Source organism: Bradyrhizobium septentrionale (genome assembly GCF_011516645.4).
In the GTDB taxonomy this organism is placed as follows: Bacteria; Pseudomonadota; Alphaproteobacteria; order Rhizobiales; family Xanthobacteraceae; genus Bradyrhizobium; species Bradyrhizobium septentrionale.
This window is the reverse complement of record NZ_CP088285.1, coordinates 4,561,843-4,588,771: the sequence shown is the minus strand read 5'-3', so window position 1 is coordinate 4,588,771 and position 26,929 is coordinate 4,561,843. Positions and strand designations below refer to the sequence as shown.

General features: G+C 59.5%; 22 protein-coding genes and 7 pseudogenes. 20 read left to right on the top strand and 9 right to left on the bottom strand.

Features of this window, described 5'->3' with window-relative positions:
* Window positions 1-141 precede the first annotated feature (141 nt).
* The 11 genes and pseudogenes from HAP48_RS23675 (at window position 142) to tnpC (ending at window position 9,346) form a co-directional block, all read left to right on the top strand.
* Window positions 142-471, top strand: coding sequence for a hypothetical protein (locus HAP48_RS23675; protein WP_156929097.1), 330 nt, complete (start codon window positions 142-144; stop codon window positions 469-471).
* A gap of 279 nt (window positions 472-750) precedes the next feature.
* Window positions 751-1,833, top strand: a pseudogene (locus tag HAP48_RS23670) (IS5 family transposase).
* A pseudogene (locus HAP48_RS23665) lies at window positions 1,833-2,177 on the top strand (hypothetical protein). The pseudogenes HAP48_RS23670 and HAP48_RS23665 overlap by 1 nt, the downstream one beginning before the upstream one ends.
* Window positions 2,178-3,117: 940 nt before the next feature.
* On the top strand, window positions 3,118-3,399 hold the full coding sequence (locus tag HAP48_RS23660; RefSeq protein WP_156929153.1) for a hypothetical protein: 282 nt from the start codon (window positions 3,118-3,120) through the stop codon (window positions 3,397-3,399).
* Window positions 3,400-3,816: 417 nt separating this feature from the next.
* Window positions 3,817-4,083 carry a hypothetical protein gene (locus HAP48_RS23655; protein WP_063619010.1) on the top strand — a complete coding sequence of 89 codons (267 nt, stop codon included), beginning with the start codon at window positions 3,817-3,819 and terminating at the stop codon, window positions 4,081-4,083.
* Window positions 4,084-4,272: 189 nt separating this feature from the next.
* Window positions 4,273-5,406 (top strand): FAD-dependent oxidoreductase, encoded by a 1,134-nt coding sequence (locus HAP48_RS23650; RefSeq protein ID WP_166209507.1) that lies wholly within the window; start codon window positions 4,273-4,275, stop codon window positions 5,404-5,406.
* A 128-nt stretch (window positions 5,407-5,534) separates the two neighbouring features.
* A complete protein-coding gene (locus tag HAP48_RS23645; protein WP_029085131.1) occupies window positions 5,535-5,846 on the top strand; it encodes a hypothetical protein in 312 nt (103 codons plus the stop codon).
* A gap of 192 nt (window positions 5,847-6,038) precedes the next feature.
* A pseudogene (locus HAP48_RS23640) lies at window positions 6,039-6,283 on the top strand (DNA -binding domain-containing protein); the annotation flags it as partial.
* Window positions 6,284-6,900: 617 nt separating this feature from the next.
* Window positions 6,901-7,302 carry an IS66-like element accessory protein TnpA gene (gene tnpA, locus HAP48_RS50090; RefSeq protein WP_166205105.1) on the top strand — a complete coding sequence of 134 codons (402 nt, stop codon included), beginning with the start codon at window positions 6,901-6,903 and terminating at the stop codon, window positions 7,300-7,302.
* Window positions 7,299-7,646 carry an IS66 family insertion sequence element accessory protein TnpB gene (tnpB, locus tag HAP48_RS23630; RefSeq protein ID WP_165124204.1) on the top strand — a complete coding sequence of 116 codons (348 nt, stop codon included), beginning with the start codon at window positions 7,299-7,301 and terminating at the stop codon, window positions 7,644-7,646. Before tnpA ends, tnpB begins: the two co-directional genes overlap by 4 nt.
* A gap of 47 nt (window positions 7,647-7,693) precedes the next feature.
* Window positions 7,694-9,346 (top strand): IS66 family transposase, encoded by a 1,653-nt coding sequence (gene tnpC, locus HAP48_RS23625; protein ID WP_166207527.1) that lies wholly within the window; start codon window positions 7,694-7,696, stop codon window positions 9,344-9,346.
* A gap of 52 nt (window positions 9,347-9,398) precedes the next feature.
* Here tnpC and HAP48_RS23620 read toward each other — a convergent pair whose 3' ends face one another.
* A complete protein-coding gene (locus HAP48_RS23620; protein ID WP_166209510.1) occupies window positions 9,399-9,668 on the bottom strand; it encodes a hypothetical protein in 270 nt (89 codons plus the stop codon).
* A gap of 900 nt (window positions 9,669-10,568) precedes the next feature.
* Here HAP48_RS23620 and HAP48_RS23615 point away from each other — a divergent pair.
* Complete coding sequence (locus HAP48_RS23615; RefSeq protein ID WP_224496559.1) at window positions 10,569-10,820, top strand: hypothetical protein; 252 nt, start codon at window positions 10,569-10,571, stop codon at window positions 10,818-10,820.
* 1,247 nt (window positions 10,821-12,067) lie between these two features.
* On the opposite strand, the gene HAP48_RS23610 is transcribed toward HAP48_RS23615, so the two are convergent.
* Together HAP48_RS23610 and HAP48_RS50085 are read right to left on the bottom strand one after the other, a co-directional pair.
* A complete protein-coding gene (locus HAP48_RS23610; RefSeq protein WP_176399230.1) occupies window positions 12,068-12,526 on the bottom strand; it encodes a Flp family type IVb pilin in 459 nt (152 codons plus the stop codon).
* A gap of 16 nt (window positions 12,527-12,542) precedes the next feature.
* Window positions 12,543-12,884: a transposase gene (locus tag HAP48_RS50085; RefSeq protein WP_371261266.1), complete on the bottom strand. Its 342-nt coding sequence runs from the start codon at window positions 12,882-12,884 to the stop codon at window positions 12,543-12,545.
* 355 nt (window positions 12,885-13,239) lie between these two features.
* On the opposite strand from HAP48_RS50085, the gene HAP48_RS23600 reads away from it, so the two are divergent.
* The 3 genes from HAP48_RS23600 (at window position 13,240) to HAP48_RS23595 (ending at window position 15,485) form a co-directional block, all read left to right on the top strand.
* The gene (locus tag HAP48_RS23600; protein WP_156929127.1) at window positions 13,240-13,779 is read left to right on the top strand and encodes a hypothetical protein; all 540 of its coding nucleotides are present in this window, start codon (window positions 13,240-13,242) and stop codon (window positions 13,777-13,779) included.
* A gap of 172 nt (window positions 13,780-13,951) precedes the next feature.
* Window positions 13,952-14,920, top strand: a complete 969-nt coding sequence (locus tag HAP48_RS50485; protein ID WP_338028992.1) for a c-type cytochrome — start codon at window positions 13,952-13,954, stop codon at window positions 14,918-14,920.
* Window positions 14,921-15,065: 145 nt separating this feature from the next.
* On the top strand, window positions 15,066-15,485 hold the full coding sequence (locus HAP48_RS23595) for a globin domain-containing protein (RefSeq protein ID WP_029085235.1): 420 nt from the start codon (window positions 15,066-15,068) through the stop codon (window positions 15,483-15,485).
* 534 nt (window positions 15,486-16,019) lie between these two features.
* Here HAP48_RS23595 and HAP48_RS23590 read toward each other — a convergent pair.
* Complete coding sequence (locus HAP48_RS23590) at window positions 16,020-16,211, bottom strand: hypothetical protein (RefSeq protein WP_156929149.1); 192 nt, start codon at window positions 16,209-16,211, stop codon at window positions 16,020-16,022.
* Window positions 16,212-16,478: 267 nt separating this feature from the next.
* Between HAP48_RS23590 and HAP48_RS23585 the strand changes: the two genes are divergently transcribed.
* Complete coding sequence (locus HAP48_RS23585) at window positions 16,479-17,825, top strand: IS5 family transposase (RefSeq protein ID WP_165127233.1); 1,347 nt, start codon at window positions 16,479-16,481, stop codon at window positions 17,823-17,825.
* Window positions 17,826-17,989: 164 nt separating this feature from the next.
* On the opposite strand, the gene HAP48_RS23580 is transcribed toward HAP48_RS23585, so the two are convergent.
* From HAP48_RS23580 to HAP48_RS23560, 4 genes and pseudogenes are all read right to left on the bottom strand, one after another.
* The gene (locus tag HAP48_RS23580; RefSeq protein ID WP_029085234.1) at window positions 17,990-18,517 is read right to left on the bottom strand and encodes a RidA family protein; all 528 of its coding nucleotides are present in this window, start codon (window positions 18,515-18,517) and stop codon (window positions 17,990-17,992) included.
* Between the two features lie 1,209 nt (window positions 18,518-19,726).
* Window positions 19,727-20,611: pseudogene (locus HAP48_RS23570) on the bottom strand (IS110 family RNA-guided transposase); the annotation flags it as partial.
* A gap of 8 nt (window positions 20,612-20,619) precedes the next feature.
* Complete coding sequence (gene ltrA, locus HAP48_RS23565) at window positions 20,620-21,951, bottom strand: group II intron reverse transcriptase/maturase (protein ID WP_224496558.1); 1,332 nt, start codon at window positions 21,949-21,951, stop codon at window positions 20,620-20,622.
* Window positions 21,952-22,427: 476 nt separating this feature from the next.
* A pseudogene (locus HAP48_RS23560) lies at window positions 22,428-22,676 on the bottom strand (IS110 family transposase); the annotation flags it as partial.
* 210 nt (window positions 22,677-22,886) lie between these two features.
* On the opposite strand from HAP48_RS23560, the pseudogene HAP48_RS23555 reads away from it, so the two are divergent.
* The 3 genes and pseudogenes from HAP48_RS23555 to HAP48_RS23545 form a co-directional block, all read left to right on the top strand.
* Window positions 22,887-23,096 (top strand): annotated as a pseudogene (locus HAP48_RS23555) (transposase); the annotation flags it as partial.
* A 298-nt stretch (window positions 23,097-23,394) separates the two neighbouring features.
* Window positions 23,395-23,613 carry a type II toxin-antitoxin system RelE/ParE family toxin gene (locus HAP48_RS50480; protein WP_334262130.1) on the top strand — a complete coding sequence of 73 codons (219 nt, stop codon included), beginning with the start codon at window positions 23,395-23,397 and terminating at the stop codon, window positions 23,611-23,613.
* On the top strand, window positions 23,579-23,902 hold the full coding sequence (locus HAP48_RS23545; RefSeq protein ID WP_029085263.1) for a helix-turn-helix domain-containing protein: 324 nt from the start codon (window positions 23,579-23,581) through the stop codon (window positions 23,900-23,902). The genes HAP48_RS50480 and HAP48_RS23545 overlap by 35 nt, the downstream gene beginning before the upstream one ends.
* A 409-nt stretch (window positions 23,903-24,311) precedes the next feature.
* Here HAP48_RS23545 and ltrA (HAP48_RS23540) read toward each other — a convergent pair whose 3' ends face one another.
* Window positions 24,312-25,610 carry a group II intron reverse transcriptase/maturase gene (gene ltrA, locus HAP48_RS23540; protein WP_224496557.1) on the bottom strand — a complete coding sequence of 433 codons (1,299 nt, stop codon included), beginning with the start codon at window positions 25,608-25,610 and terminating at the stop codon, window positions 24,312-24,314.
* Window positions 25,611-26,197: 587 nt separating this feature from the next.
* Between ltrA (HAP48_RS23540) and HAP48_RS23535 the strand changes: the two are divergent.
* Window positions 26,198-26,894, top strand: a pseudogene (locus tag HAP48_RS23535) (IS256 family transposase); the annotation flags it as partial.
* Window positions 26,895-26,929 lie beyond the last annotated feature (35 nt).

The window sequence follows — 26,929 nt, the reverse complement described above, 5'->3', positions numbered from 1 at the left end:
AGCAGCATCTCCGCGATCGTCGCATTTACCGGAGAAGCGCGCCACCCTCGATATGCTCATAGAGCCGCCAGCCCACTGTCAGGAGCAAGCGTGAGCCTCGCTGCGCTCAGCTGAGGCTGAGTTAACGGCTCGGCAGTCGCAATGACCGACTTTGCCAACCACCAGTACACGGAGCGCATATTATGTCGCATATGGCGAATGGGAAAATTCTGGATCGACGAAGGAGAGCGGCGAACTTTGGATGCCTTGGGCCGCTCCTCAGCGAGGCATCTCGCCAATAACATCTCGCCCGATCTCCGTGCCGACGCTATCGAGCACCGCGACGCCATGGTCCCACCTCCGCCGCCGCCGACGATGAAATCAGGGCGAATTGACACCATGACTCCCTCGATCTCGATAGCCTCGAAGGTTGGCGCCGCACTGGAGCGCTATGGGCCGGTGATCCATCCCGGACTCGTGCAGCGCAACTAGCAAGCGCTCTTCGGTCTCAGTCCAGCTATTGAGTCCGTTCGCACGCGTTCGTCCCGTTCCGCTTCCGAAAAATCATCGCTGATTGCCGGAATGTACACATGCCCTAATTCTCTCCGGCTAGGGCGAGACAATGAAACGGGCCGCGTCACGCCAACGGCCCCTTATGCCGGTAAAAACCTGTTCGAATAGCCGTCAAGGTCTAGCAGGCTATTGAAAAAGGTGCTCGCCGCCGACCAGCGACCGTGATTCATTGGCTCTGACGAGATTCGGAGATGGTGCGTGCGCGGCGGCGACAATCGAACGGACGAGCTGTTCAGCTACGTCGATCTGGAGGCGCGGGTGCGGCGTGACCATCCGCTGCGAGCGATCCGGACGATCGTGAACGAGGCGCTGTCGACGCTGGAGCGCGAGTTTGCCGCGCTCTATTCGCCGATTGGGCGGCCGTCGATCCCGCCGGAGAAGCTGCTGCGGGCGATGCTGTTGCAAGCGTTTATTCGATCCGCTCGGAGCGGCTTTTGATCGAACGGCTGGAATACGACCTGCTGTTCCGCTGGTTCGTCGGAATTGGCGTCGACGACGGAGCCTGGGACCATTCGGTGTTCTCGAAAAACCGCGACCGGTTGCTGGAAGGCGACATCGCGGCCGAGTTCCTCGCGGCGGTGCTGGCGCAGCCCAAGGTGAAGAAGCTGCTGTCGAGCGATCACTTCTCGGTCGATGGTACGCTGATCGAGGCCTGGGCCTCGATGAAGAGCGTGAAGAGGCTCTGGCGCGCCGCCGGCGCAAGGCGGCGGGCGCAATGCCGAAGCGGACTTCCATGGCCAGAAGCGCTCGAACGACACCCATGCTTCGACCACCGATCGGGATGCCAGGCTTTACCGCAAGGGAAAGGACAAGGAAACGAAGCTGTGCTTCATCGGGCATGGGCTGATGGAGAACCGCCACGGCCTGCTGGTCGACGCCTGCCTGACGCGGGCCGACGGGCATGCCGAACGGGTGGCCGCGCTGCACCTGATCGAACCGCGTGCCGACCGGCCGACAGCGATCACGCTTGGCGCCGACAAAGCCTACGACGCAGAAGACTTCGTCAACGAGCTGCGCTCGATGAACGTGACGCCGCATGTTGCGCAGAACACCAGCGGCCGCAGCTCTGCGATCGACGGGCGAACGACCCGGCACGGCGGCTATGCCGCCAGCCAGCGCATCCGCAAGCGGATCGAGGAGGCATTCGGCTGGATCAAGACGGTCGCCGGGCAAGAGAAGACCCGCTTCCGTGGCCATGAACGCGTCGGATGGGCCTTTACCTTCGCTGCCGCCGCCTACAATCTGGTGCGGCTGCCAAAGCTGATCGCGGAGGCCGGCTGATGGCCAAGGTGCCCGGCTTCGCCAAGGCCTTTGCTGGCCGTTGGCACATCGTCGAAATGGCCAACTGGGACGGCGACTTCCTCGACCTCGTCGAACAGGCGCATCTCACCTTCACGGGCAAGTCCGACGGTGAAATTGCCTTCGGTGCGCTGAAGGGCTTCCTCGATGTCCGCTACGGCGCGCGAGACGGTTCGGCCTGCGCGGAGTTCTCATGGGAAGGGCACGATGAGAATGACCCCGCCTGCGGTCGCGGATGAGCTATGATCGGCACTGCGGGCAGGCTCGTCGGTCACTTCTACATACACAATGGCGACGATTCAGCCTTCGTTTGCGAACGCGGCTGAGTTCTTCAACAGCCTGCTAGAACATAAGCTCAACCAGCAGCACTGCGCCGGCAATACTCAGAAGTACGATGATGAGAGTCCAATCGCGGTGTTCCTCCGTCATGGTCCCACCTTGAAAAGGACGGTCGCAACGCCCCGGAAAGAGCACCAAGCCGTGGTAAATTGTTCCACATCATCAAAGCGAAGAGTCAACTTCGCGGACCCCCGAAAAGAAGAGGCTACACGCCGAGGCCAAATTGTCCTCATCACGAGAAGTAGGACGCTCACCCCAACTTACGCTGACGATCAGCGCGACGAGCGATATCCCCGCTAAGCCTACAAGAAAACTCGACGCCATCAAAATCGGTCCAGAACATAATACTCACCATTACATGTCGGATCAGGAGAGCGCTTCGCGTATGTCAGTCAGCGGCAGTGTCCTATGTGGACGCTTCAAAAGAACGGGCCAGTACCTCTGGGGGCCTCTAAGCCCGAACGGACAGCATTGCGGTGGCAACGTGCATCCCTACTCTGACCGCGAGTGAGCCGTTCTCGGCGCGAGCGTGACGTGAGATCGCTACGCAAGCGGGTCCGGCCCACGGAGCCATATGCCTAGCGTTCTGTCAGCCCCATCAGAATGATTTTGGCGCGCGTCGAGACGGCTAAGTAGTGCTGCGCGGCTTTGATGGACTTGTGTCGCGCGGGATCATTCTGGCGATGTGGGATCGGCTAGTCTAGCATCCGCTGGAACCGTGCCTGCGCCACGCCTGCACTCGACGGAGACGCGTCAGGATCGCCGGCCGTTCGACGCTGATCCGCTTCTCGCTCGTCAAATCTGCCACTCCTCTTGAGGTTGCGAGCCTAAGGGAGCCGGCCCTTCCAACCTCCCACTATTGGTAGGTGCGCTTTGCGCTTAGTGGCGCAGAGTAAGCTGGGGCAGTCTCCATATCGGATTGCACACATGGCAGCAGGTTGGATGGTTTCAATTGGCTACATAGAAAGCGGCCAACTTCGGCACGTAACGTATGCGGTCGCGGTGGCTAACGCCACCGAAGCCATCAAGGCTTCACTGGATGTCGGCGCCGCCCGATTCTCATTGGATGCCGGTCTCGGCGGGGTGGCCTTGGCGAATTCTGAACTCAGTCTACAGCAACTGGATGATCTCGGCATGGTGAAAGGCGGGATTTGTTCCCTATGGGACGACACGCATGATTGGCTGATCTGGCCCCGCCAGCTCCATTAAGTTTGATCAGGGAACACGATGACTCGGCAAGGAGCGATAGTTCGCGGTCTACCGGCAATCGGGCGCGGTGTCCGCTACGGCGCGCGAGACGGTTCGGCCCGCGCGGAGTTCTCATGGGAAGGGCACGACGAGAATGACCCCGCCTGCGGTCGCCGATGGGCTATGATCGGCACCGCGGGCAGGCTCGTCGGTCACTTCTACATGCACAATGGCGACGATTCAGCCTTCGTTTGCGAACGCGGCTGAGTTCTTCAACAGCCTGCTAGGTCGTCACCGGATACGTCTCGAAAGCAAGAGACCTGATCAACGGACTGGCGCACGCGGCCCCGACCTCGCGGCTAGCCCCGTGTCACGGATGTTCGATGGCTCTGGCAGAGGCTCGTTAGCTCGTAGGCCAATGCCTCACGGAGCGGCAGGATGGACGGTTGGTTAGTGACGGTCGCCATCAAGGAAGACGGCGATGACGACGACGACGGGTACAGGCACATAACTTACGCGGTCGCAGTCGCAAACCCGAGCAAAGCCGCAAAGCTGGCCATGAGAGATAGCGTCGCAAAGGGCGCAATGCTTAACCGTCCGCTCGAAGCTGGAATGTTGCAAAGTCTCGGCTTGGAAGCTGGCGAACTGGCCGTGGTTCACGACGATGACATTGATCCAATCACCTCACGGCCTCGGCATCATTAGCCAACGTCTGATTTTTCATTCAACAGCGTCGGATTGGAAACATGCATGTCCGGAAGCTCCACGAGCAGTTAGCTGGCGCGTTGTGAAGAAGCGAGTCGCTTGCTCCTCTCCTCTTTGGCACCCGAGTTGTTGACGCCCGCGAAGTGTGATCGCCAAGATAATAAAATGCCAACAAGGAGAGGAGGAAACATGGGCGCGGTGAAGACGGTTTTCATCGTGGGTGGCGGAATTGGCGGCTTGACGGTGGCCCATGCGCTTCAACAGATCGGCGTATCCACCAGAGTCATTGAAATGGGAGACAAGCGTGACCGGATCGGCACCGGTATTACGCTGCTGGGGAACGCCTTGCGGGCACTCGCCGAACTGGGATTGGTGGATGCGTGTCTTGAAGGTGGCCTTGGTTGGGACATCGTGTCGGTGCGCGATGGCGCAGGAACGATTCTGAGCGAACAGTCCACCCCAAGAATTTGGGACGCCGATCGTCCTGGCGCACTGGGAATCATGCGGCCACGTCTGGGACAGATCCTGGAAGACTTTGCGACGAAGGGCGGCGCGAAGATTGATTTCAACACAACGGTCACCCGAATTGATCAGGACGATGGAGGGGTGACGGTTCAGCTATCGAACGGCGAGACGGACCGCGCCGACCTGCTGATCGCTGCGGATGGTGCCTATTCCAACATCCGCCAGAGCATCTTCGGCGAAGAGTTCAAGCCGCACTACGCCGGTCAAGGCGTATGGCGTTATACGATTTTTCGCACCGAGGCGATGAATGGCTTCGTCCTATATCGCCTTCCGACGGGCCGGGTAGTTGGCGCGCTGCCGCTATCGAAGGAACTGTGCTATCTGTTCTTCTTGGAACGCACGGACGAAAAGCTTCGTATTCCGCAAGATCAGGTGTGCGACTATCTCCGTAAACTGCTCGCCCCCTTTACGGCGCCCGAACTGGTCGCGGCTGCCAAGGTGATCGGCGAAGACAGGCACATAAGTTACCGCCCATTTGATGTCTTGATGATGCCAGCCCCCTGGCACCGTGGCCGTGTCGTGCTATTGGGCGACGCGGCCCATTCGTTGACGCCGCAAATGACATCCGGCGGCGGTATGGCAATCGAGGATGCACTGGTTCTTGCCCAGGAACTGGATCGCAACAACGACTTGGAGACTTCGCTCGTGACCTATTGCCGTCGGCGCGAGCAAAGGGTCAGTCGCGTATACGACATCGCATACGCCATTTGCCGGGAAGAGCGCAAACCGGAGCATGGCCGGGACCATTCGATGGGCCTTCTTCGTGAAGGCTACGCGTTTCTGGCTACGCCCGTCTGATCGGAAGCAGGCGAAGTCAGCTGGGAAGGGACGGACGTCGATTCCGCGGTGGCAGGGCCACGTCCGTGGACCGAACGCAAACTCCGTACTCACTTCGGCCCACAACAAGTATGTCACGAGAGGGGGAAATGTATGACAAGACAGGCGAGGTCGCTGCAGGGATGGATTTTGACATCTGCCCCATGGATGACGATTTTTGGAGTGGTTCTGTATCGCAAGTCCTGCCGTTTATGATGAAAGATCTTGCGCAGAACCCGGAAGCGCAAATATTGGTTCCGACGGTGCTTGCCGGGTCGGCGGTGATCATCGCGATCCTGTCGCCATTCGTAGGCGTTTTGGTCAAGCGCGTTGGACGCAAGAGTGCTTTGATAGCGACGCGATCGCGGAATCGGCGCCGGTCTGGCTTAACGACATCTATCACATCATCGCGAGCCGTATGATCGTCGGCGCTGCCGAGGCAGTAGTGACGGCGATCGCAACTGTCTTGACGGTGGACCAAGAACCGGAAAACTCGCCGGCTGCCCGGGCCTGAGCCCGTCGCCCTCCGGGCTACGGGAGCGCGACACGCTCAGCGCCGCAATTCGCGCCAAGTTCTCACGCAACCTTACGCCGGCCTTGGGAGAAATACGGAAATGCAAAAGCCACTCGCTACGGCCCCGACCGATCAGACCCTGCCCCCTTACGACCGGGAGCACGCCGTCACCTATATGCGCCTGCTCGACGCGGATGCAGAGGGCGCTGACTGGCACGAGGTCGCGGAGTGTCGCGCATCGATCCCACACACGAGCCGGAGCGCGCCCGCCGGGCCTATGAGACGCATCTCGCCCGCGCCCGATGGATGGCTAATCAAGGCTACAAGCATCTGTTGCGGAGCGGCTGGCCCAGTGCAGCTAGCGGTAACTTCAATTCGCGCTCGCAGTCCTCTCGCGGTAGGCGCGTATGCTTAATGCACAGCATGGAGGCCGTGCGCTCTAGCCTCAGTGCCGGATTTCTTGTGGGGCGGGCAACGCTTCGAGCCGCTGACAAAGGAGAGTTCGAAACGGCCTACCGTCTCGCAGGTTGGTCTATGGTAATCTACGACCGTATCGCAGCTCCTCCGCGAGGCATTGACCGATGTCGGTTGGCTCGTTCAGAATCGAGAACGAAATCTATGCGGATGAGTATCTAGACGCGCTTCTAGCGGAGCCGAAATACAGATCGATGGATGAAGTCCGCATGCGTGCCGCCAAATTCATCCCCAACGCTAAAGTCACAACCTATTTCATCGTGGGTTTGCCGAAAGCAAAGAAGTTCATCCGCGATAGAGGTCGGTAGTCTTTTGACGTCACCCATTGTGAGAAGTCGTCAAAGCCGTGCGCTCCACCTTCCACGAAAAGCGTATTCGTCTGAAGTTGAGTAGCCTTTTCAAGTTGCTTCGTATCCCTCCATTGAGGGCCGCCTTGTTTGACGGACGCGAGCGCTGCAGGTCCTAGGGGTAATCCTAGGAGAAGCGCTATGACGATTTCGCGGGCAGAGGTGATCACATCGGTCGAGCGGCGGCGTCGGTGGTCACAGGATGAGAAGGAACGGCTAGTTGCAGCATCGTTCGAGCCCGGAGCCACTGTTTCCGAGGTGGCTCGCATGGCCGGCCTTCATGTGAGCCAGCTGTTCAGGTGGCGCAAAGAGCTTTGCAAGCACGGTGAAACGAGTGTAGCGCCGTTGGTGCCGGTCGAGATTGGGCCGTCTGTGCCGCCGCGGGATGTGGCCGAAGCGCCATTGACGACGGCGCCGGCGCGTCGACGGAGGAGCCAGGGCATCATCGAGATTGATCTCGGTAGCGGACACCGCATCCGGGTCGACGGTGACGTTGATGGAGACGCGCTGCGGCGAGTTCTCGATGCCCTGGTGCGCCGATGATCCCGGTTCCGACAGGCGCGCGAGTGTGGCTCGCGACAGGCTACACGGATATGCGCAGAGGCTTTCCGTCGTTGGCACTCCAAGTGCAGGAGGTGTTGCGCAAAGACCCGCTCAGCGGTCATCTGTTCGTCTTCCGCGGTCGCCGCAGCGATCTTGTGAAGATGATCTGGCACGATGGCCAGGGAGCATGCTTGTTTACCAAAAGACTCGAGAGAGGAAGGTTCATCTGGCCATCGGTTGCCGGTGAATCGGTAACGATCTCTCCGGCGCAATTGAGCTATCTGTTGTCCGGGATCGATTGGCGCAACCCTCAAGAAACCCAGCGTCCGACGCGGGTCGGTTAGTCGTTTTGCAGGTTTGAATCTGCTGCTTGATCTGATTCAATGGCTTCGTGATATCAAAGCCGGACGATCTTCCATCGGACCTTGTCAGTGCCCTGGCGGCGCTGCAGGCCGAGCGTGAGGCGCGGCTGCGAGCTGAGGCGATGGCTGCCAGCGCGCAGGCGGAGCTGTCGAACAACGAGGCGCTGGTCGCGCATCTCGAGCTGCGGATCGAGAAGCTCAAACGCGAACTGTACGGGCAGCGCTCCGAGCGCACGGCGCGGCTGCTCGAGCAGTTGGAACTGGAGCTCGAAGACCTCGTCGCCACGGCGAGCGAGGATGAGCTTGCGGCGCAGGCCGCAGCGGCGAAGACGCAGAACGTCCGCCCCTTCACGCGCAAGCGGCCGGTGCGCAAGCCTTGGCCGGACGACATCGAACACGAGCGCGTCGTCATTGACGCTCCGACGAGCTGCGCCTGCTGCGGCGGATCGCGGCTGGCGAAGGTCGGCGAGGATGTGACCAAGACGCTGGAGGAGATCCCGCGTCGCTTCAAGGTCATCGAGACAGTGCGCGAGAAGTTCACCTGCCGCGATTGCGAGAAGATCAGCCAGCCGCCTGCGCCGTTCCATGCCACGCCGCGCGGCTTCATCGGCCCACAATTGCTGGCGACGATCCTGTTCGACAAGTTCGGCATGCATATCCCGCTCAACCGCCAGAGTGCGCGCTTTAAGGCCGAGAGGATCGATTTGCCGCTGTCGACGCTGGCCGACCAGGTCGGCCACGGGACCTTCGCCGTCATGCCACTCTTCCACTTGATCGAACGCCATGTGCTCGCTGCTGAGCGCCTTCATGGCGATGACACCACCATCCGTATCCTGGCGAAGGGCAAGTGCACGACCGGGCGGATCTGGACTTATGTGCGGGATGACCGGCCCTTTGCCGGGCCTGCGCCGCCGGCGGCGGTCTATTACGCCTCGAGCGACCGACGAGGCGAGCATCCGCAGAAGCATCTGGCCGCCTTCGCCGGCATCCTGCAAGCCGATTGCTACAACGGCTTCGAGCCGCTGTTCGACCCGCAGAAGAAGGTGCTGCCGATTACGCCGGCGTTTTGCTTCGCCCATGCGCGGCGGGGCTTCTTCGAGCTGGCTGACATCGAGAAGAATGCCCGGGAAGGCAAGAGAGGTAAACCGGTCTCTCCGATCGCGCTGGAGGCGGTCAGGCGCCTGGATGTGTTGTTCGAGATCGAGCGCGCCATTAACGGCTGCGGCGCCGAAGAGCGGCGCGCCGTGCGCCAGGAAAAGAGCAAGCCGCTCCTCGGGGACATGCACGCCTGGTTGCTGCGTGAGCGCGAAACCCTCTCTCGCTCCTCCGAGGTCCTGAAGCCTATGAATTACATGCTCAGGCGCTGGGACGACTTCGCCCGCTTCCTCGACGATGGCAGGATCTGCTTGACCAACAATTGTGCTGAGCGCGCATTGAGAGGCATCGCCTTGGGAAGGCGCAACTGGACCTTCGCCGGCAGCCAGCGTGGTGCCGACCGTGCCGCCATCATGCTGACGATGATCACGACCTGTCGTCTCAACGACGTCGATCCGAAAGCCTGGCTCGCCGACGTCCTCGCCCGTATCGCCGATCTTCCCGCATCGCGTCTGCACGAATTGCTGCCCTGGGAATGGAAGCTCCTGCGCCAAGCCGACAAGCCCGCCGATCAGCAGGCCGCCTGACCTTCACGCAAACGCCATCATAGAGCTCGCCGTACCCGCGCGCATGCGTCCATCACGCGGTCCTCGTCGTATGCGTACGTTGCTTCCGACCATCCTTTTCGCTCAACAACTCCTCGAAGCCGACCGTGATGAGCAAGTATGTCTCGACTGTATGCATGCGATAATGACCGGTGAGCGCCTCGAAAACTCCGTAGCAATAAGCGAATGGCCAGATTTGATAGAAAACTTCCTGCACTGTCTTGTCCGCCAGCGATAGCTGCAACTCAATACCTTTGGTCCCGAGCACGGCAACAGACTTTATCTGTTCGTTTGTCACGGCCATTGATTATGCTCGCATCTCGCTGATGATGATGTGATCGCGAAGCACCCCGGTTTCATCCCCAAAATAAGCTCTCACATCGTGCCGAGGCCGACAACGGGCGGACACGCTTTAACTCTCGATCAGCCTGCGCAGGATGGCTTCCGCGCGCATCGCGACGGCCGTGTAGTGCTGCGCCGCCTTGATGGACTTGAACCGCCCCGGATCATTCTGAGCGATGTCAGGATCAGCTAGGAGACGCTGGAAACGCGCCCTGCGTCACGCCTGTATGGAACGAAGGCGCGGGAGGATTGCCGGCCGCTCTTCAACACTGACCCGCTTCTCGCTCGGCACTCCCAGTCGCCTCCTCTTGAGGCTATGAGCCTATCGCAACTCCCGGCTCGTGTGGAAGAGGTTCCCGGGATGATACGGATTAATCAAGACCGGCCGAATTCGACAACGAGGGATGGCTCGATTAGTATTCCGGACCAATCTCGCCTGCGCCTTTGTTGAGCCTCCGATATGAAACGACCGTTGATCGCCGCCGCGGCTCCTCCTCCTGACCGATTCGTCTGTGAATGCCCAAAACGCACTAACTGACGCGGAACGTGGAGCCATCCACAAAGCGCGCGAATTTTGTATCGAAGCTCTTGGCCGTGACCGCCGTCGAATATTTTTCGGAAACAGCGACACCGCCGACGCGTTTCACGCACAGCTTAATGAGTGCGCAATGCGCATGATGCCTCGTTACCTGCCTCCCGCGAGCCGTTGAGGCTAGTCTAGGTATGTTTCTTGTTTGCGTGCAGCCGCGCTCGGTTGACGGCATGCATGCCCGATGGCTCCGAATTTGCAGGATCATCGGTCCGAGCCGATCTCACATGGCGAGGGCTGCTCCCGAGGTGCAGCAAGGAGGATGGTTGGATAGTGACTGTCGCCATCTTCAAGAAAGACCGCGACGACGACGAAGACTTCAGGCATGTAACTTACGCGGTTGCAGTCACCGATCTGGCGGAAGCCGTGAAGCTGACCCTGAAAGACTGCGGCGCAAAGGCCGCAATGCTAAACTGCCCGATCGAAAAGGAGCAGTTGCAAAGGCTCGGCGTGGAGCCCGGCGAGCTGATAGCTATACACGATGACGAGGTTGATCCAATCATCCCGCGCCCCAGACGCCACTAAGGCGCACGTCTGATCTCGTTCAGTCGCGTCCGGTTCATGACATGTACGTCCGGAAGCTGCCACCACAGTGCAGGTAGTCAGTCTGCACGAGGTGTGAAAGCAAGCCGTTTTGCGTCTCTGCAGCGTGACCGTCAGGCACGCGAGTTGCTGAGCCCTGTATGGCTTGGTTGCATATTGATGACCCTCGTGAGACGGCCAAGTCTCCACCAGCAACTTGTGCGGGCGGCTCCTTCCGCCGTCCGCACGCTTTTCATTGATCGCCCTAGCGCCGCGCTTCGTGTCGATCATGACGCGTGGAGAGGCTGCGCAGCTTTTCGCCTCTCTTGGATCGTGACTGTCTGGCACGCGAGTTGCTGAGAGACGTTTGGACTTGGCTTCTCATACTTTCGCACACCCCCCATGAGATGGCCAAGTCCGCGCAGCCTTAACTAGCGCGAGCGGCTCCTCCAGCCGCTCGCGCGTCTTTCCGTAGCATCGGCCTAGCGGCGCGGCGTGGAGATCATGCTATGACCCGTGAAGAGGCGTTGAAGAACGCCATTGAGGCACTCACACAGTGGTCCCAAGGGACGGTCGCAACAGCTGTCGTGCTTGCCGCGATCGCGAAGCTCGAACAGACTAGGCCGCCGCCCAGACGGCCTCGAAAACGGAAAGTCACTTCCTAGGCCAGCGCTCACGATCGCTGGAGGCTGGTGCAATGGACAGACCACATTTATACCGGCCTTCGAGGCTGCTATTCGTCTGCCGATGAGGAGAGGCGCACATGAACATCAACCCAGCTTCTCGAAGCTATAGCATTCTCATCGCAGACGCGGCCGTATCTGTCGTTAATACGGCTTGCACAGCATGGCGGCTGTACGTCCGGACCGACAGAGAAGGCACAAGTGATCGGACCAGAAACGAAAGCGAAGAGATCGACCAAAACGAAAGCCGGCGCAGTGGCCGGCCCCGTAAATCTTCAATAGCTTGATGTGCTCAACGGAAGTACATCATAATCACTTCGATATCCGACGTGATGCGGGGCTGACGGTCATTCAAGTGAGTGTCCACAATGCGGCGCGCAACCAAGTGCGTAACGATATCTCCGAGATCGCGGGCGGCTGAGAGAATGGTCCAGACCTCAGCTAGTAGCGCTTGGCGTTCTGGCGGGACGGACATGCCCCTGTCCTCCTCAAGCCGAAACGACACGGACGGGAGCACCGGATATCGTCGCCTCGTATTCACCAAGAACCGGCCATCAATTGACGCTCCTATGTGCTCTTCGATGTATTGAACGAGGCCGGCACGAACCGCCTCAATGAACTCGGTCGCCGTCTGTCGAATGATCTCTTTGCTCTCCATCTCCCCCCCCCCCCGAGGTATGCCGAGATGCTTTGAAACGCCGCGCCCAGCGTGCCGCCGAGCGAGGAGACGATGGCGAGCGCGATCCCGGCGCAGAGGATCGAGTACTGGATCGAGGTGACCCCACGCTGATCCGGGACGAAGGGCAGGATCACGGCTCCCAGGTTCGGCATCCGCAGCGGAAGACGTTGCGCAAGACGATGGCGATCAAACGCGATCACTTCGCAGTCGTCGTCCGTCACTGGGTTGTCGTGCATGTGGTCGATAGCATCGAGGTCGATGGCTTCACTGCTGCGGGCCGTCGCGGCGACGACCAACTCGATTTTCTCGCGCTTCAGCGCAGTGAGCCGCTGCGCCTCCGCAATCAACGTGCCAGCCGCTCGGTCATTTGCGGCCCTCCACGATACGCTCAATGAACTTGACGAAGGCGACCTGAACAGCCGGCTCCAGGTACACGACGTGATCGCATTCAGGACGCGGTGCACGAAGCTGGATTTCATCTCGATCTCGATTACCCCGGAGAGCTTGGTGTCGCCACACCGTGAGCAGCCCGCGGGCAACGCCATTGCACCGCGCCACCTCGGAGATGTTCGCCCCCTCCTCGAAGCTCTCCGCTACGATCCGGGCCTTCTCTTCGCCCGTGCATCGCCGCCGCTGTCCGGTGATCACCTCGACCCGACGATAGGAATCACCTTCCTGCCTGGCATGAAGCATGGTATTTGCCATCGTTGCACCTCCACCGATCAGCTCATGCCAGGCTGTATCGCAGCCGAGCCTCACGATGGCGAGGTGGGGGCCTCATGCCGGTTACGTTGATCCAACCCGATCGGTCAGGGGATGCGGGGCCTTGGGCGACGTAACACGACCTGCGACGAAAATTCGTTGCGATCGAAGGTGCAGATGCGCTTGCGCCGCCCGCCCCTATGTCCCTATGTCCCCGCACGTACGATCTGGGGAATGGCGGCGCAAGAGGACTGGCCCCTGGGCGATGAGGCTGATGCTGATGAATTGTCGACGCCCTACACACAAAGATCCGGTGCGATGATCGATCGTACCGTACCGCGCTCGTTGCGGAATCAGCATGGATTGGACCGCGGCAGCGAGAGCGGATTTCTATTCGCGCGATCAGGGTTCGCGTTCGATTTCGTTATCTTGGATGCAGGCCCTGAAGCAAACGAACGGACAGCCGTTCCTCGCGGATGGCTTGTCACGGTACGGGTATCTACGGAATCCTGCAAACACGGCCAACCTTCCCGTCGGCTTTCACGCTTCTGGCCCTCAAGACTTCCAGGTCGTCGGAATGACCTGCTCGGCATGTCACTCGCGCCAGATCGAAGTTGACGGCAAGGTGTATCGGGTGGATGGCGGTCCGGGGTTTGTAGACTTCTACGCACTGCTTGGCGATCTGGACAAGGCAGTCGGCGACGTGATCGCCAGCGACAGCTCGTTCGCTCCGTTTGCTGCAGCTGTTCTGCGGTCCGCAACGCCGGATGCGGCCGATGTTGCGGATCTTCGTCGACAGTTGGCGAGGTTCTGGGGGTATTCGCTACGTTCGAGCCGAAGCGTCAGGGCGCGATCATCAATTTCCTCGACAATAACTCCGCCAATTTCGACGGCCTGAGCGAGCTTGAAAACTTGGTGAAGCGAATCGGCCCTCCGAAATGGCCCTGGAAGATTGACGCTGCTTTAGCCCCACGAGGCAAGGCTATTTTTGAAAGGGATTCCGCTGAAGGGGGATGTCGCGAATGCCACGGGATTGAAGACGGAGAGCAACGCATTCCATTCATCAAAACATGGAGGACTACGGTCCAGAACGTTGGTACCGATACACGAGAATACGACGTCCTCGCCTGGAAAGCGAAGACGGGCGTGCTGAAGGGAGCGTACATCCCTTCGCGACCGTCCCACTCAAGGAGAACGATGAGGTCCTTAACATTCTTGCGAGCTCGGTCATTGGTTCGATCGCAGAACACCTGTTGGCCGGCGCCGCGCCTTCCACTAACGCACGGGTGGCAGCGGCGCCAGACCCGGGATCGTCGGACACACCGGATTCTCTGGGGCTGGTGCGACTACCACCAACGCTGCAGGATTTGCTAACGGCTTTCGATACTGCCAGCACCTCCGAAGCAATCAAAAAGGCCAAGCGGCAGGGAGCAGAAAGAGCATCTCGGAGTCGGCTCCCTCCGTGGGGCGCCTACGAGGCTCGTGTTCTGCAGGGTATTTGGGCCGCCGCACCTTATCTTCATAACGGCTCGGTCCCTACCCTGGCGGAATTGCTCAAGCCATCAGGGGAGCGCAAATCGCAGTTTAGCGTTGGACGGAAATACGACATTGAAAACGTTGGTCTTGCTGCCACCCAGGAGCCGCTGAGCGAAACTCTGTCCGTCACGGATTGTAGTAATATCAATTCTGGCAATAGCCGATGCGGACACGAGTACGGGACCAGTTTAAGCGACCAAGACAAAAGGCGTTGCTTGAATACCTCAAGACACTGTGACCCGCTCCGGCGCTCCCTCTTTGACCGGTCTCCAGCATGCTGTCGGTCACAGTATGCTCGCTTATCGGCACGAGCCTTGAAACGGAGATCTGATCCAGCACAGCTGCTCAAGGAAGCGCAAGTGATGGCTTACAACTTATCGCCTTTCTACCGTATGCGTCGCTTGTGCATACGAAACGAGGTTCTACATGACACCAATCTCAATGCCACATCACAAGGAATGCCTTCGCTGTGGTTCTGGGTTAGTCACCCGCGAGTGGCATGAGCGCGTCAATGCAAACGAAGTTCAGGATCTTTGGCGCTGCTGGAACTGCAAACACCAATTTATCTCCGTCGTCACTTCTCACGAAAGGAGCCGTCAGTCGCTGAGATCACAAAACCATTCTTTACGAGCCTGCTCGTCTGAACCAATGACGCCCGAGCAGGTCGACCTTATCAGGTTATCGTTTGACGCGATGTGGCCGATCCGTCGCGACCTCGCTGACCTGTGCTACAACAGGTTCGTTGAACTAGCTCCTGATGCAAGAGATATATTCGGCGGCGATATCGAGCAGCAGCGGATGAAGGTGCTGGATATGATCACCGCGCTGGTCGCCTCGCTCGACGAAAGACCGATGTTCCAATCGCTGATCACGCTTTCAGGTCACAAGCACGCCAGACTTGGCGTTCAGCCATCGCACTTCGTCGCAATGGGCGAGGCGTTGATGTGGAGCTTTGATTGCAAATTCGGCCCTTCTTTCACCCCCGAGCTGAGGGAATCGTGGCGGACGCTTTACGCCACCGCCCAGAACGAGATGCTGCGCGCGGCCGGCCGGCAGAGTTCGTTTTGACAACGGCGGGCGAGAAGCCTAATTCGTGACCCAATCGTGGATCTCCGGTCGGCTGGAGACACACGAAAAAACCTTGTCGCGCGAACAGTGCTCGTGCTCCTGAGCTGACGTTCCGAGATTCGCTGAATTGGAAACTCACGCAAACGCGCTTCGATGAGTCCTGCGGAGAAATGAAATCCGCAACTACTTGCCGATCGAATATTCGATCTCGACTTGTGTCTCATTTACACCTACTTTGGGATCGGCGTGGCCGGTTGTTCGCGCAATTCCCCGAATGCTAGCTAGCGTTCCCGTACCTTCCGTGATGTAGGCGACAGTCGTGTTGCTAAGCTTTCCCAGCCCGGCGCTATGAGCAAGCACTGTCCCGCGGGTAAAGAACTTGTCGCCATTTTCGACAACATAGACATTGTATATGCTGGGTATATGCTGGCAGTGCCATTATTGTCGACGTAATCGGAAACGCAACGCGTCCACGTTTCCTTGATCTTCAATCCATTGACGACAGGGGCGTTAGTCGAAAAGATACGATGAATTTCAAAATCGCACCTGATGGCCAGCAACGTCGCCGACGTCGAGAAACTGCTGTTGTGTGTATTTGGTATTTTCCGCGCCCACTTTGTAGGATGCACGCTGTGTCTGTTGGGCGAACGCATCGCTGATCGGTACAACAACAGCGAGACACAGCAGAGCTGATGTCGTTAGAATGATTGTAGCGAGTTGTTTCATGGTAACCTCCTGGTCCGCCAACCGCAAGGCCTGTACGCCCTTATGATATTGGCCTCGTGCTTGCTGCACAGATTCCCGACCACGCTAAACGCAGGGTCGTCGCCCGTTAAGAAGCTTCCAGGCGACTGATCTGGAATCGTAATTTGGCTGGAATGACGTTCTGAGATTGCAAGGTTTTGGTGTTTTGTGCATCGGAAGCTTGCAATTTCGTTTTCGAGATTCCCTCGACGGGCGAAGCATGATTCCCTGTCCGCATCGGAGGGCACGATGCGGCCGAAGAAGCACAAAACGACGGGAGCGAACGATTTTTTCCGGGCGCGGCTCGACCAGATCATCAATCTGAAGCACGAGCTGGTCCGGCTCACCGGCAAGATCGATTGGGACTGGATCGACGGCGAGATCGCGCCGCTCTACAGCGAGAACGGCCGGCCGGGGATTGAGACCCGCTTCGTGATCGGGCTGTTGTTGCTCAAGCACATTTACGGGCTGTCCGATGAGGGGGTATGCGAACGCTGGGTCCACGACCCGTATTTCCAGTACTTCACTGGCGAAGAGTTCTTCCAGCACGCATTCCCGCACGAGCGCTCGGACCTGAGCCATTGGCGCAAGCGGCTCGGCGACAGACTGGAACTGCTATTGGCCGAGAGCCTGCGGGTGGCGCACGACGTCGGCGCGTTACGCGGCAAGGACCTTGAGCGGGTCACGGTCGACACCACGGTGCAGCCGAAGGCCATCACCTTTCCGACCGATGCCAAGCTGCTGCATGCGGCGATCCAGGGGCTCAACCGCCTAGCGAGGAAGCACGGAGTGCGGCTGCGGCAATCCTATTCTCGGATCGCCAAGGCCACCGCGATGATGGCGGGACGCTACGCCCATGCCAAACAGTTCAAGCGGCACCAGCGGCAGTTGCGCATCCTGCGCAGCCGCCTGGGCCGGATCATCCGCGACATCCGCCGCAAGATCGAAGGCCAGGATGCGCTCGAAGAGGCGTTCGCACTCCCGTTGAGCCGGGCCACGCAGATTCGCTCGCAGCAGCAGCGCCAGCGCGGCTGGAAGCTGTATTCCTTCCATGCCCCCGAGGTGGAGTGCATCGGCAAGGGCAAGGCCAGCGCGCCTTACGAGTTCGGCGTGAAGGCTTCCATCGTCACCAACAACCGGCCTGCTCCCGGCGGCCAGTTCGTGCTGCACGCCAAGGCGCTGCCCGATAACCCTTACGACGGTCACACCCTGCGGGACGTCATCGACCGAACCGAGACACTCACCGGCTGCGCGATCGAGTGCGCCTTTGTCGACAAGGGATACCGCGGCCATGACGCACAGAACCCGCGCCGCGTCTTCATCTCCGGCCAGAAGCGCGGCGTCTTCGGCACTATCAAGCGCCAGCTGCGGCGCCGCTCCGCTATCGAGCCCGTGATCGGCCATTTGAAGGCTGACGGACACCTCGGCCGCTGCTACCTCAAAGGCCGCGCCGGCGATGCCGCCAACGTCATCCTCTCCGCCGTCGGTTACAACTTCCGCCGCATCCTCGCCTGGCTAAGGGCTCTTTGGTACCTCTTCCTGGCTGCCTTCTTCTCAGTCACCAGCCACCGCACACCACTCAAATCGGCTTCTTAACCGACGACAGGGTCCTTTGATGCGCGTGATGCGTGCGTCAGCGCTTTATTCTGCCATAAGAACCGACAAAGACGTCACGTCGGCAGAGCGGATATCTTCAACCCTCGCGCTGCATCTCCTTTAGCCAAGCGCATTGTGTAACGAGATCGCGACCGCCGACAAAGCTACTCTACCTCAAGGATCATTTCGACTTCGACCGGGGCTTGGCGCGGAAGCGCCGCCACGCCCAACGAGGAGCGAGCATGCTTACCAACCGACTCGCCGAACACCTCGACCATTAGGTCGGAATATCCATTGACCACCTTGGCTTGGTCACCGAAGTCGTCGGCCGAGTTCACCATACCGACCACTTTGACCACGCGCTTCACCCGATCGAGGCTGCTCAGCGCCGCGCGCACTTTTGCCAGCATGATCAAGCCGGCCTGCCGCGCGGCTTCATAACCTTGTTCGACAGTCAGATCCCGTCCGAGCTTACCCTTCAAACCGCCTGGAACACTGCCCGCCATGAACAAGAGATTTCCAACTTGTACCGCGTTGACGTAGCTACCGACCGGAGCGGCCTCAACCGGCAGCGTGATGTTCTTCTCTCTCAAGCGAGCCTCCGCACTCGACGAATTCTCCGCCTGCGCGCCGTCAAATGCTGAAGCTAAGGTCACCAAACAAAAGGCGATCAATCCCGCAAATTCCCTCATCGAGCGCCCCCGCACTTACCCGTGAACGTACTTCTCTAAAGCGGACCTACCGGCAGCATCCGCTGTGTGGCCGTCACTGACTCAAAGCTTCTGGACCCTTTGACTAAGAGTAGTGTGGGCGATTGATTTGCGCGGGTCACCTCCCATTTGGGGTAGGACGAGCATTCCGGAACCTTTCTCCCGTGCGGTCTGTCTTGTTGTGCTGCCCAAGGCACTCGCGGTTCACAACCTTCTGCGACGCTCTCCGCCAGGCCTCCAACGCTATACGGAAGTAAAAACTGAAAACACAAGCGTTCGCCTGCGTGTCACACCGTAAATGACCGCCCATATGATGGCTCTATGGAGCAATAGCTGATACCGCAGTTCGCGTCTGCCTCAAGCGTGCCCAACCGATCCATCTGCTTGTCATTCAGCCAGTCATTTTGTGGAAGTTCCAGTCCGCCCCCACGTAGTACATCGTCCATCGAGTTGGACTTTTGTCACCAGCTTACAATGCCGGATCGTCATTGTTCTACAGATCGGCTGTATACGGGCCGTGCTGATCATTTCGTGAGTAGATTCTGTAGCTCGCCCATCCGTTCGCTAGTGGGTCTTGTGGGTGCTGACCATGCCGGAAACTGAACATTGCCTGCGACAGCTGTGCCTGTCAGGCGTCCGCGACACGCTGCAGACGCGCGTGCTGCAGGCGCAGGGCGCCAAACCAGCCATTCCTCGAGACCTTCTCCCTGATCCTGCAGGACGAACTGGAACGTCGTCAGTCCCGCCTCATCGAGCGCCGGGCCCCCGTCGCGGGATTGGCTGGATTTGAAGGTGGCGTAGTCTCCGAGGTGATCAACCTCGAATCATCCGGCGTTGGATCGCCGGATCGGAGACCACGCCATGACCAGCAGTATCACGAAGACGCATTTCTCGCTCTCATTCGGCGTTCAAATTTGGCTCTGACTCATATGTGGAACGGCCCGGGCTGCAAGGTCTTTCTCTGATTGAACAAGGAATGGCGGTGCGGTCATATGTTCGGCCTGTGAACGCGGCACCTGGCCGCTGGCCACGATGATGTCCGCGGAAGCAATCGCCCAATCAATTTTGCGCGCTCGAAGCGCAGTGAGTCAGGCGGTCTGATTGCTACCGGGAATGTCGTCATTCAGTGTTCATCCAGATTGCACCCTGCCTCCTCGGCGGCTTTCCTTTTCCGCCGATGAGCTCTTAAGATTAAGATTTCAGCATTGCGGCCGGTGCCTGATAGATGCCGCCCTTGACTAGCAACGCCCAGATGGTGCGCGCAATCTTGTTGGCTAACGCCACTGATACGACCTTGACCGGCCGGCGTTGCAGCATGGTCCGAACCCAGAGCGGGACTTTCAAGCCTCGTTTGGCAAGCTTGATGATAGAAGTTGCACCGACGATTAAGAGCGTCCGTAGTTGCCGATTTCCCCGCTTCGATATCGCGCCGAGCCTTTCTTTCCTACCGCTCGATTGTGCCCTCGGCGTCAGACCCATCCAAGCCGCAAAATCTCGTGCAGTGGCAAAGCCACGAGCATCCAAGACCGATGTCCGAACGGTAGCGGCGATGAGAGGACCAACACCGGGAATGCTCATCAGACGCCTCGCATCGGGATCCTTTCTGACGGCAACCAAAATCTCTCTATCGAGCTTCTCTATGCGGTTTGTAAGTAGCTCAATCTGTTCAGCGAAATGGATCAGGGCAAAGCGGGCGGTGGCGGGGATCCTGTCGTCTTCCCCCTCCCGGAGCAATCCCAGAAGTTTCGCGATGCTTGCCATGCCCGTCCCCGCAATAATACCCAACTCGGCCATGTGAGCGCGCAGAGCATTGGCAGTCTGGCTCCGCTGTCTGATCAGCAGCTCTCGCGCCCGCAGAATCATACCGGCGGCTTGTTGTTCGGCAGTCTTCATCGGTACGAACCGCATCGTCGGACGGGTGACAGCCTCACAAATGGCTTCTGCATCAGCCATGTCGGTCTTATTTCGTTTGAGTAGAGTCGAGGAGAGGCGCGGTGATGCGCTTGTTGCGCGTTCCGTTTCCTCTCCCCGCTCATCAAACCGGACGTGCAGTTTTCCCGCATCCGGCTTTCCGACAGGTTTTGTCACAAGGCGCACGTCGGCGACACTTTGCGCACGCGGTTCAGCACAAGTACGCCAGGGTTCCCATGGATCCGATCAGAGAACCGTCTGACGCCACGTCCTGGCGTCTTATGTCGTCTGCGCAGAAAGGCGAGCACGCGGTCGAAGACGTGTCGATCAACGGCCTGATGAGCCGTAGCAAGAGAGCCATAGCTGAAGTAAGCGGACCAGCCGCGCAGAAGGCGGTTCAGTCGTGCTTGTACTTCGGGCCAAGCGCCCTTGTTGCCCGGCGTCAGCAGTACGCTGACCTTCCTCTTGATCCGCAGCACGCTTTTCTTGGACGGAGCCGCGCCAAGATACCACCGTCCCCCATTGCGGAAGCGGCGGGGTCCGAGCGTGTACCCAAGGAAGTCAAAGCTTTCCAATCGGGCATTCTTCACCGAGGTTTTAGTCTCGTTGAGCGTCAACCCAAGCTTGGTCATCACCGCTTTCGTCCACGTCAATGCTTCCTCCGCGTGGCCGCGGCTGAGAATGACGAAGTCGTCGGCATAGGAGATAACCTGGGCATGGAATGCTTCACGCCGACCGCTGAGACGCCAATGCTTCAGGAACCGGTTCATGTAGATGACGGAGAGCAGCGGACTGATGACACCGCCCTGTGGCGTGCCACGCTTGTTGCTCTTACCGCCGCTCATGCACCGTTTCCCGTCGCTATCCCGCTCCTCGACCGGTACTCGCAGCCATAACTTAATCAGCCGCAGCACATTCCGGTCAACGATGCGTCGGGCCACCGATTTGAGGAGGTCCGAATGCGGGATCGTGTCGAAGTATTTCGACAGATCGGCGTCAACAACGTCCGTGTAGCCCCGGCACACAAGCCGGTGCACTTCCTTGACTGCATCGACCGCGTTACGACGCGGGCGATATCCATAAGCACCGTCCTCAAAATCCGCCTCGAAGATCGGTTCCAGCACGATCTTTGCGGCAGCTTGGACGACCCGGTCCCGGATTGTTGGGATACCGAGTGGACGTTCGCCGCCGCCGGGCTTCGGGATCATCACCCGCCGCACCGGATCGGGCCGGTAAGTCTTCGTGACGAGTTCATCGCGCAGGCCGGCCAACCATGCTTCGAGTCCCGACGCGTCGATTTGCTCGAAAGTTGTTCCGTCCACTCCTGGCGCACCCGCGTTGGCGCGGGCCAGCTTGTAGGCATGGCTCAGAATGTCCTCGCGGCAGATCTTGTCGTACAGCACATAGAAACGGAAGGCAGGCTCCGCCTTCGCCTTGCAATAACGCTTTCTCTGAAGGCTCCTGATCTTATCGGGCGTTTGTAGGCTCATCGCCAATCGACCCATTCCCTCGCCATCTTCAAAAGCGCACCTGAAGTCAGGGTCCTTTCCTCCGCCGGAATTACCCGGTTTCATCAGTACTACGACCCTGTCCGACTCCCGTCCGGTCCATCGACTACTCGATGCTGAAGGCGCGACCTTCGACCAAGACGGGTCTCCCCCGATTACCCGCACTACCTTTCCGGCGTGCCGTGCCCATTACCCCGGTGAACCGGACAGGTGCATGCGTCGATTGCTTCCCTGTCAGCGCGGCCTTCCCCGCCATACGATCGGGTCGGCATTCACATCGTAACTTTCGAGGCGTGCTCAGGCTTCACTCACGTTACGGCCCGCTGGATTGCTCGGCCGCCAAAAGCGACCTTTGTCACGAGGCTTCGATCCGTCCGATTGCTCGTCCAAACCGCTCGTCAGCTACCAGATCAATCGACAATTCTCTGGGTGGATCCTTCCTCCACTGGTAATGCGCGCCGTCGGGGCGCACCATAAGGCTTCACATAGGCCGGTGGCATCATGCGGACCGAATGCCCCAGGGCCGCGATTTCGCGCGCCCAATGATGTGCACTCGCACAAGCCTCCATGCCGACCAGGCAAGAGGAGAGCGCTCGAAAGAATGGCTGCACCTGCGATCGTCGCAACATGCGGCGAACCAATACTCTCCCGTCGTTGCCGATCCCGTGCACTTGGAAGATCGACTTAGCCAAATCCAAACCTACTGTGATAATCTTCTCCATTGGAACGGTCCTTCCCTTGTGGCGCCTCTCGAAGCGACCACGTTAGGCACTTTTGATGCCGGTTCGAAGGGCCGTTCCACACCATCACTTTTGATGCAGTTCGAGGGATCTCTGGCGCATTAATTGCGGGAAGAATCAGCGCCATGCCGCAAGCACTCCACCGCTCCAGGCTGGTGCCGCGTGGGTTTGTTGTAGAGAGTGCGTGCTACGAGCAAGGACACGCTCCTGCGTGTCGTGCGACGCCGCAGCCGTTCGCCGTCCGACCCGCTCAGGGTTATAGGCATTGATGACTGGGCCTGGCGGCGCAATCACCGATACGCCAGTATCATCTGCAACCTGGAAAGGCGCCGGGTCGTCACCTTGCTGCCGGATCGTGAGCTCGCGACCGCCCAAGCCTGGCTGGCTGCTTCCGTTGCGGTCGCGCCACCATTGCGATTGTATCTGACGCGCCAAACAACCGGATTCGCCGCAAATTTTCCTGGGAACCAAACCCCAAACATTTCCGTTGACATGGCCAATAGTAAATCTGCTATAAAGGCATCCGAAAGCAAGGTGGATGTATCCCTCGAGTTCGTCGGCTCGTCGCTTGAAGATCTTTCCGCCTTTCCCCTTCCCTGCAAGAAGGAGATCGGTTTTGCGCTCCGCGCTGCCCAGAAGGGCGAAAAAGGTGAAAATGTAAAGCCGCTGAAAGGTTTTTGGCGGAGCTAGCGTCCTCCAAATCACGTCTAATTTTGATGGAGACCCGTTCCGGGCTGTCTACACGGTTCAGCTGAAAGGCGCCATATACGTACTCCACGCCTTTCAAAAGAAATCCACCAAAGGCAAAAAGACATCCGAGAGCGATAAGGATCTGATACGCGCTCGGCTGAAGACAGCAATCGAGCTACACGCGGAGAAAGCAAATGAGCAAGGCAAGAAGCACAAAAGGCAGCGGTAATGTTTTCGCCGACATCGGCGTGCCGGATGCAGAAATGCATCTTGCCAAGGCTGACCTTGTGCTCGGCATTGCCGCGATCATTCGATCAAAGGGGCTCACACAATCACAGGCCGCGAAGGTGATCGGGATTGCGCAGCCCGATGTGTCGCGACTGATGCGTGGGAATTTTGACGGATTTTCATATGAGCGTCTATTCAACCTTCTCAACGCGCTGGGAGAAAACGTGCGCATTGTAGTTTCGGACGCAAAGCCGAAAACCAAAGCGAAGCTTGAGTTCGAATTTTCGTAATGCTAAGGGTCGCCATTTGAGCGGCCCTTGTTATATCCGCGCCGATGTCGCGTGCGCCTCTGTATACTCTGATCGGGCGGCCGCAGCCTTGCGGCCTCTCTTTCAACGGAACCATAACGAATGTCTAACGACGCGCTCACGGCCACCTGCACAAAGTGCAACGTAGGGCTCACCGTCACCGACAAGACCGACGATGCATCGCATATCAACGCTCAGCAGGCACTGCTCGGAGCAAAGACTATAGGCAACCGGCAAATCCTGCGGTTTTGTGAGCAAGAGGGCAACCAATTCCGCGACGGTCATCGGGGATGGTCGAGTAGCTAAGCCATTCGGCTTCGCCCTCACAGATCCGGGCATGCAGATTTCCCGCACCCGGCTCTTCTCGAGAGTCACCCGCATCGGTTTGCTCCTACGCCCATGAGTGAACGACACGTGCCCGGGGTAAGGGAAAACGCGCTTCCACAGTCTCAAACCAGTCCCAGCCCTTGTCCCGGTTCTTCTGGCTCCGCCGCCTGAGGCAGGTGAACCAGATGCGCCGGACCTCCTGTAGGAATCCGTTGAGAGCGCGCCAGTTGTGTGGGACGCCATAGTAGCCGTAGTGGCCGCGCAGCACGCTGGAGTACCAGCGATGCTGTGTCGCCATCGGGGCATGCATGATCTGCCACGCTTCCTGCCGCAACGCCTTCAGCTTTCGCGTCATGCGTTTGCTCTGCGTTTTGCGTTTTACGATAAATCTGCCGTCCCTGGTCCACCCAGAGTAGTGGGTGAGGCCGAGGAAGGCGAATGTATCTAGACGCCGTGCGCCGCGTTGTCGTCGAGCCATGGCCGGTAAACGGCCGAACTCGATGAGCCGCGTCTTGTCCTCGTGGAGTGCCAGGCCGAAGCGCGCCAGTCGCTCCTTGAGGTCTGCCATCATGCGTCGGGCATCCGCCAGCCGTTCGAAGCCCATCACGAAGTCATCGGCATACCTCACGATCGATACCCGACCGCTCGCGTGCCGACGGCGCCATTGATGCACCCAGAGATCGAGGGCGTAGTGCAAGACGATGTTGGCGAGGCACGGGCTGATGCCCGCCCCTTGCGGTGTCCCCTTGTCCGTTTCGTACCATTCTCCGCTCTCAAGGGTACCGGCCTCGAGCCACATCCGAATGAGCCGGAGGATCCGAGGGTCGGCAATCCTGTGCGCCACCATCCGCATCAGCCACTCGTGATCAATCGAGTCGTAGAAGTTGCGAATGTCGGCATCGAGCACCCAGTTCACGTACTGGCTCATGATCGCTGTATGCAATGCTGAGAGAGCCTGATGTGGGTTACGCCCCGGCCGAAAGCCGTAGGAGAACCCCATGAAGTCGACTTCGTAGATGCTGCTCAGCACCTCGGCGACCGCGCCTTGAACGATTTTGTCTTCCAGCGTTGGCACGCCGAGTGGACGCCGTCCACCATCTGCCTTCGGGATATGTACACGCCTGACCGGCTGCGGCCGGTATCGGTTGGTGTGGATTCGTTGACAGAGCTCCTCGAGATTGCTCACTAGGTTCTGTTCGTAATCCGTCACCGTGATCCCATCGACCCCCGCGCTTGCCCGCCGCTTCTGACGCCGGAACGCTCGTTCGAGCGCTTCGACATTCACGTGATGCAGCAGAGCCGTGAATTGGGTACGGGCGGCCTTGCGGGCCGCTGCGTTCACCCTCGCGAGGTTGGGCGGCAAGGCACCCCGGCTCTGTGTCCGGTCCTTGTCCCTCTCGTTTGGGCTCCTCTCGAGCTGGCTCCTTCCCTCAGCCCGTCTCGTTTCCTTCGACGGCTTCATCGGTAATATAACCCAGTCCGACTCCCGACCTCAGCTCGGATGGCGGCTCCGGCGTTGCCTTGCCGCCATCCCCCACCGGGGATCATTCCGGCGGACCCGGTCGGGCCTCTCATGTTCCGATGCGTGCTTTCCATGCGTGATCCGGCCTTCGACCCCGACGGAGCATCACCGTCTCGCTTAGCGACGGCGCACATTCTGCCTTCGTGGTCGGGAACACACTCGGCCTCCGTGACATTCAGCATTTCGTGGCTCAATCCCGCACCCCACATGGCCCCTGTCTACACTTCAGACGCCGCGTTACCGCGACGCCCGCAAGACTCGGTCCTGATCTGCCCGCTACGGCTTTGATCAGATGAGACTCTCACTCATAGGCGCGCATCAGCTTTCATGACGTACTCCCGGGTTCTGTTGAATTTCTGAAGAGGTCGGCGTTGCCCACCTTGAGCCGGTAGGCTCGGGGTGCTGATTCCACAAAGGAGAGCAACGCCATGACGAGAGATATCACACCGGCTGGTTCGCCGGCGACCGGGGCTGTTGGACGAAGCGTTTGCAGAAGTGCGGGCGAGCTTCGATCGGTTCTGCCTTGCGGCAGGGATCGAGGCGCTCGGCACGATGATGGAGACGGATGTGACGGCGGCCTGCGGGCCGCGCCACGGTCGCGATGCGGCGCGGCGGGCGCACCGTTGGGGCCGAACGCGGGGACGGATCGGTTTCCACGGCGGCAAGATCGAGGTCGAGCGCCCGCGGGTCCGGGGCGTGGATGGCCGCGAGGTCACGATCCCGAGCTGGGAAACGGCGGCGCAGGAGGATTGGCTCGGTCGCTGGGCGATGAACCTGATGCTGATCAATGTGTCGACGCGCCGGTTCGGCCGCGCCGTCCGGCTGCCCGAAGGTGACGTGCCGGCACCGCCCGGATCGGGGGTTTCGAAGTCGGCGGCCTCGCGGAGATTCGTAGCGCTGTCGGCGGCGCGGCTGGCTGACTTCATGGCTGCCGATCAGTCCGCGCTCGACCTTCTGGTGGTCCAAATCGACGGGCTGCATCTCGGCGACGATCTCGTGCTGGTCGCCGCGATCGGAGTTGACGGCGAAGGCAACAAGCATCCGCTGGCGCTGGTGGAAGGGGCGACCCAGAATGCCGCAACGGTTCAGGCCCTGCTGGACAACCTGGTCTCGCGCGGGCTCGACCGTAAGCGCTGTTCAGCGGCCACCTACCGGTTGAC

Coding starts and splice junctions, on each gene's coding strand:
- ltrA (WP_224496558.1), bottom strand. CDS start 21,951: ATGGGTCGATTGGCGATGAGCCTACAAACGCCCGATAAGATCAGGAGC.
- HAP48_RS23580 (WP_029085234.1), bottom strand. CDS start 18,517: ATGAGGGAATTTGCGGGATTGATCGCCTTTTGTTTGGTGACCTTAGCT.
- HAP48_RS23595 (WP_029085235.1), top strand. CDS start 15,066: ATGACGCCCGAGCAGGTCGACCTTATCAGGTTATCGTTTGACGCGATG.
- HAP48_RS23650 (WP_166209507.1), top strand. CDS start 4,273: ATGGGCGCGGTGAAGACGGTTTTCATCGTGGGTGGCGGAATTGGCGGC.
- HAP48_RS23645 (WP_029085131.1), top strand. CDS start 5,535: ATGTATGACAAGACAGGCGAGGTCGCTGCAGGGATGGATTTTGACATC.
- HAP48_RS23655 (WP_063619010.1), top strand. CDS start 3,817: ATGGACGGTTGGTTAGTGACGGTCGCCATCAAGGAAGACGGCGATGAC.
- HAP48_RS50085 (WP_371261266.1), bottom strand. CDS start 12,884: ATGGCAAATACCATGCTTCATGCCAGGCAGGAAGGTGATTCCTATCGT.
- HAP48_RS23600 (WP_156929127.1), top strand. CDS start 13,240: ATGGATTGGACCGCGGCAGCGAGAGCGGATTTCTATTCGCGCGATCAG.
- tnpB (WP_165124204.1), top strand. CDS start 7,299: ATGATCCCGGTTCCGACAGGCGCGCGAGTGTGGCTCGCGACAGGCTAC.
- HAP48_RS50485 (WP_338028992.1), top strand. CDS start 13,952: ATGGAGGACTACGGTCCAGAACGTTGGTACCGATACACGAGAATACGA.
- HAP48_RS23585 (WP_165127233.1), top strand. CDS start 16,479: ATGCGGCCGAAGAAGCACAAAACGACGGGAGCGAACGATTTTTTCCGG.
- HAP48_RS23590 (WP_156929149.1), bottom strand. CDS start 16,211: ATGAAACAACTCGCTACAATCATTCTAACGACATCAGCTCTGCTGTGT.
- tnpA (WP_166205105.1), top strand. CDS start 6,901: ATGACGATTTCGCGGGCAGAGGTGATCACATCGGTCGAGCGGCGGCGT.
- HAP48_RS23675 (WP_156929097.1), top strand. CDS start 142: ATGACCGACTTTGCCAACCACCAGTACACGGAGCGCATATTATGTCGC.
- HAP48_RS23660 (WP_156929153.1), top strand. CDS start 3,118: ATGGCAGCAGGTTGGATGGTTTCAATTGGCTACATAGAAAGCGGCCAA.
- HAP48_RS23620 (WP_166209510.1), bottom strand. CDS start 9,668: ATGGCCGTGACAAACGAACAGATAAAGTCTGTTGCCGTGCTCGGGACC.
- HAP48_RS23545 (WP_029085263.1), top strand. CDS start 23,579: ATGAGCAAGGCAAGAAGCACAAAAGGCAGCGGTAATGTTTTCGCCGAC.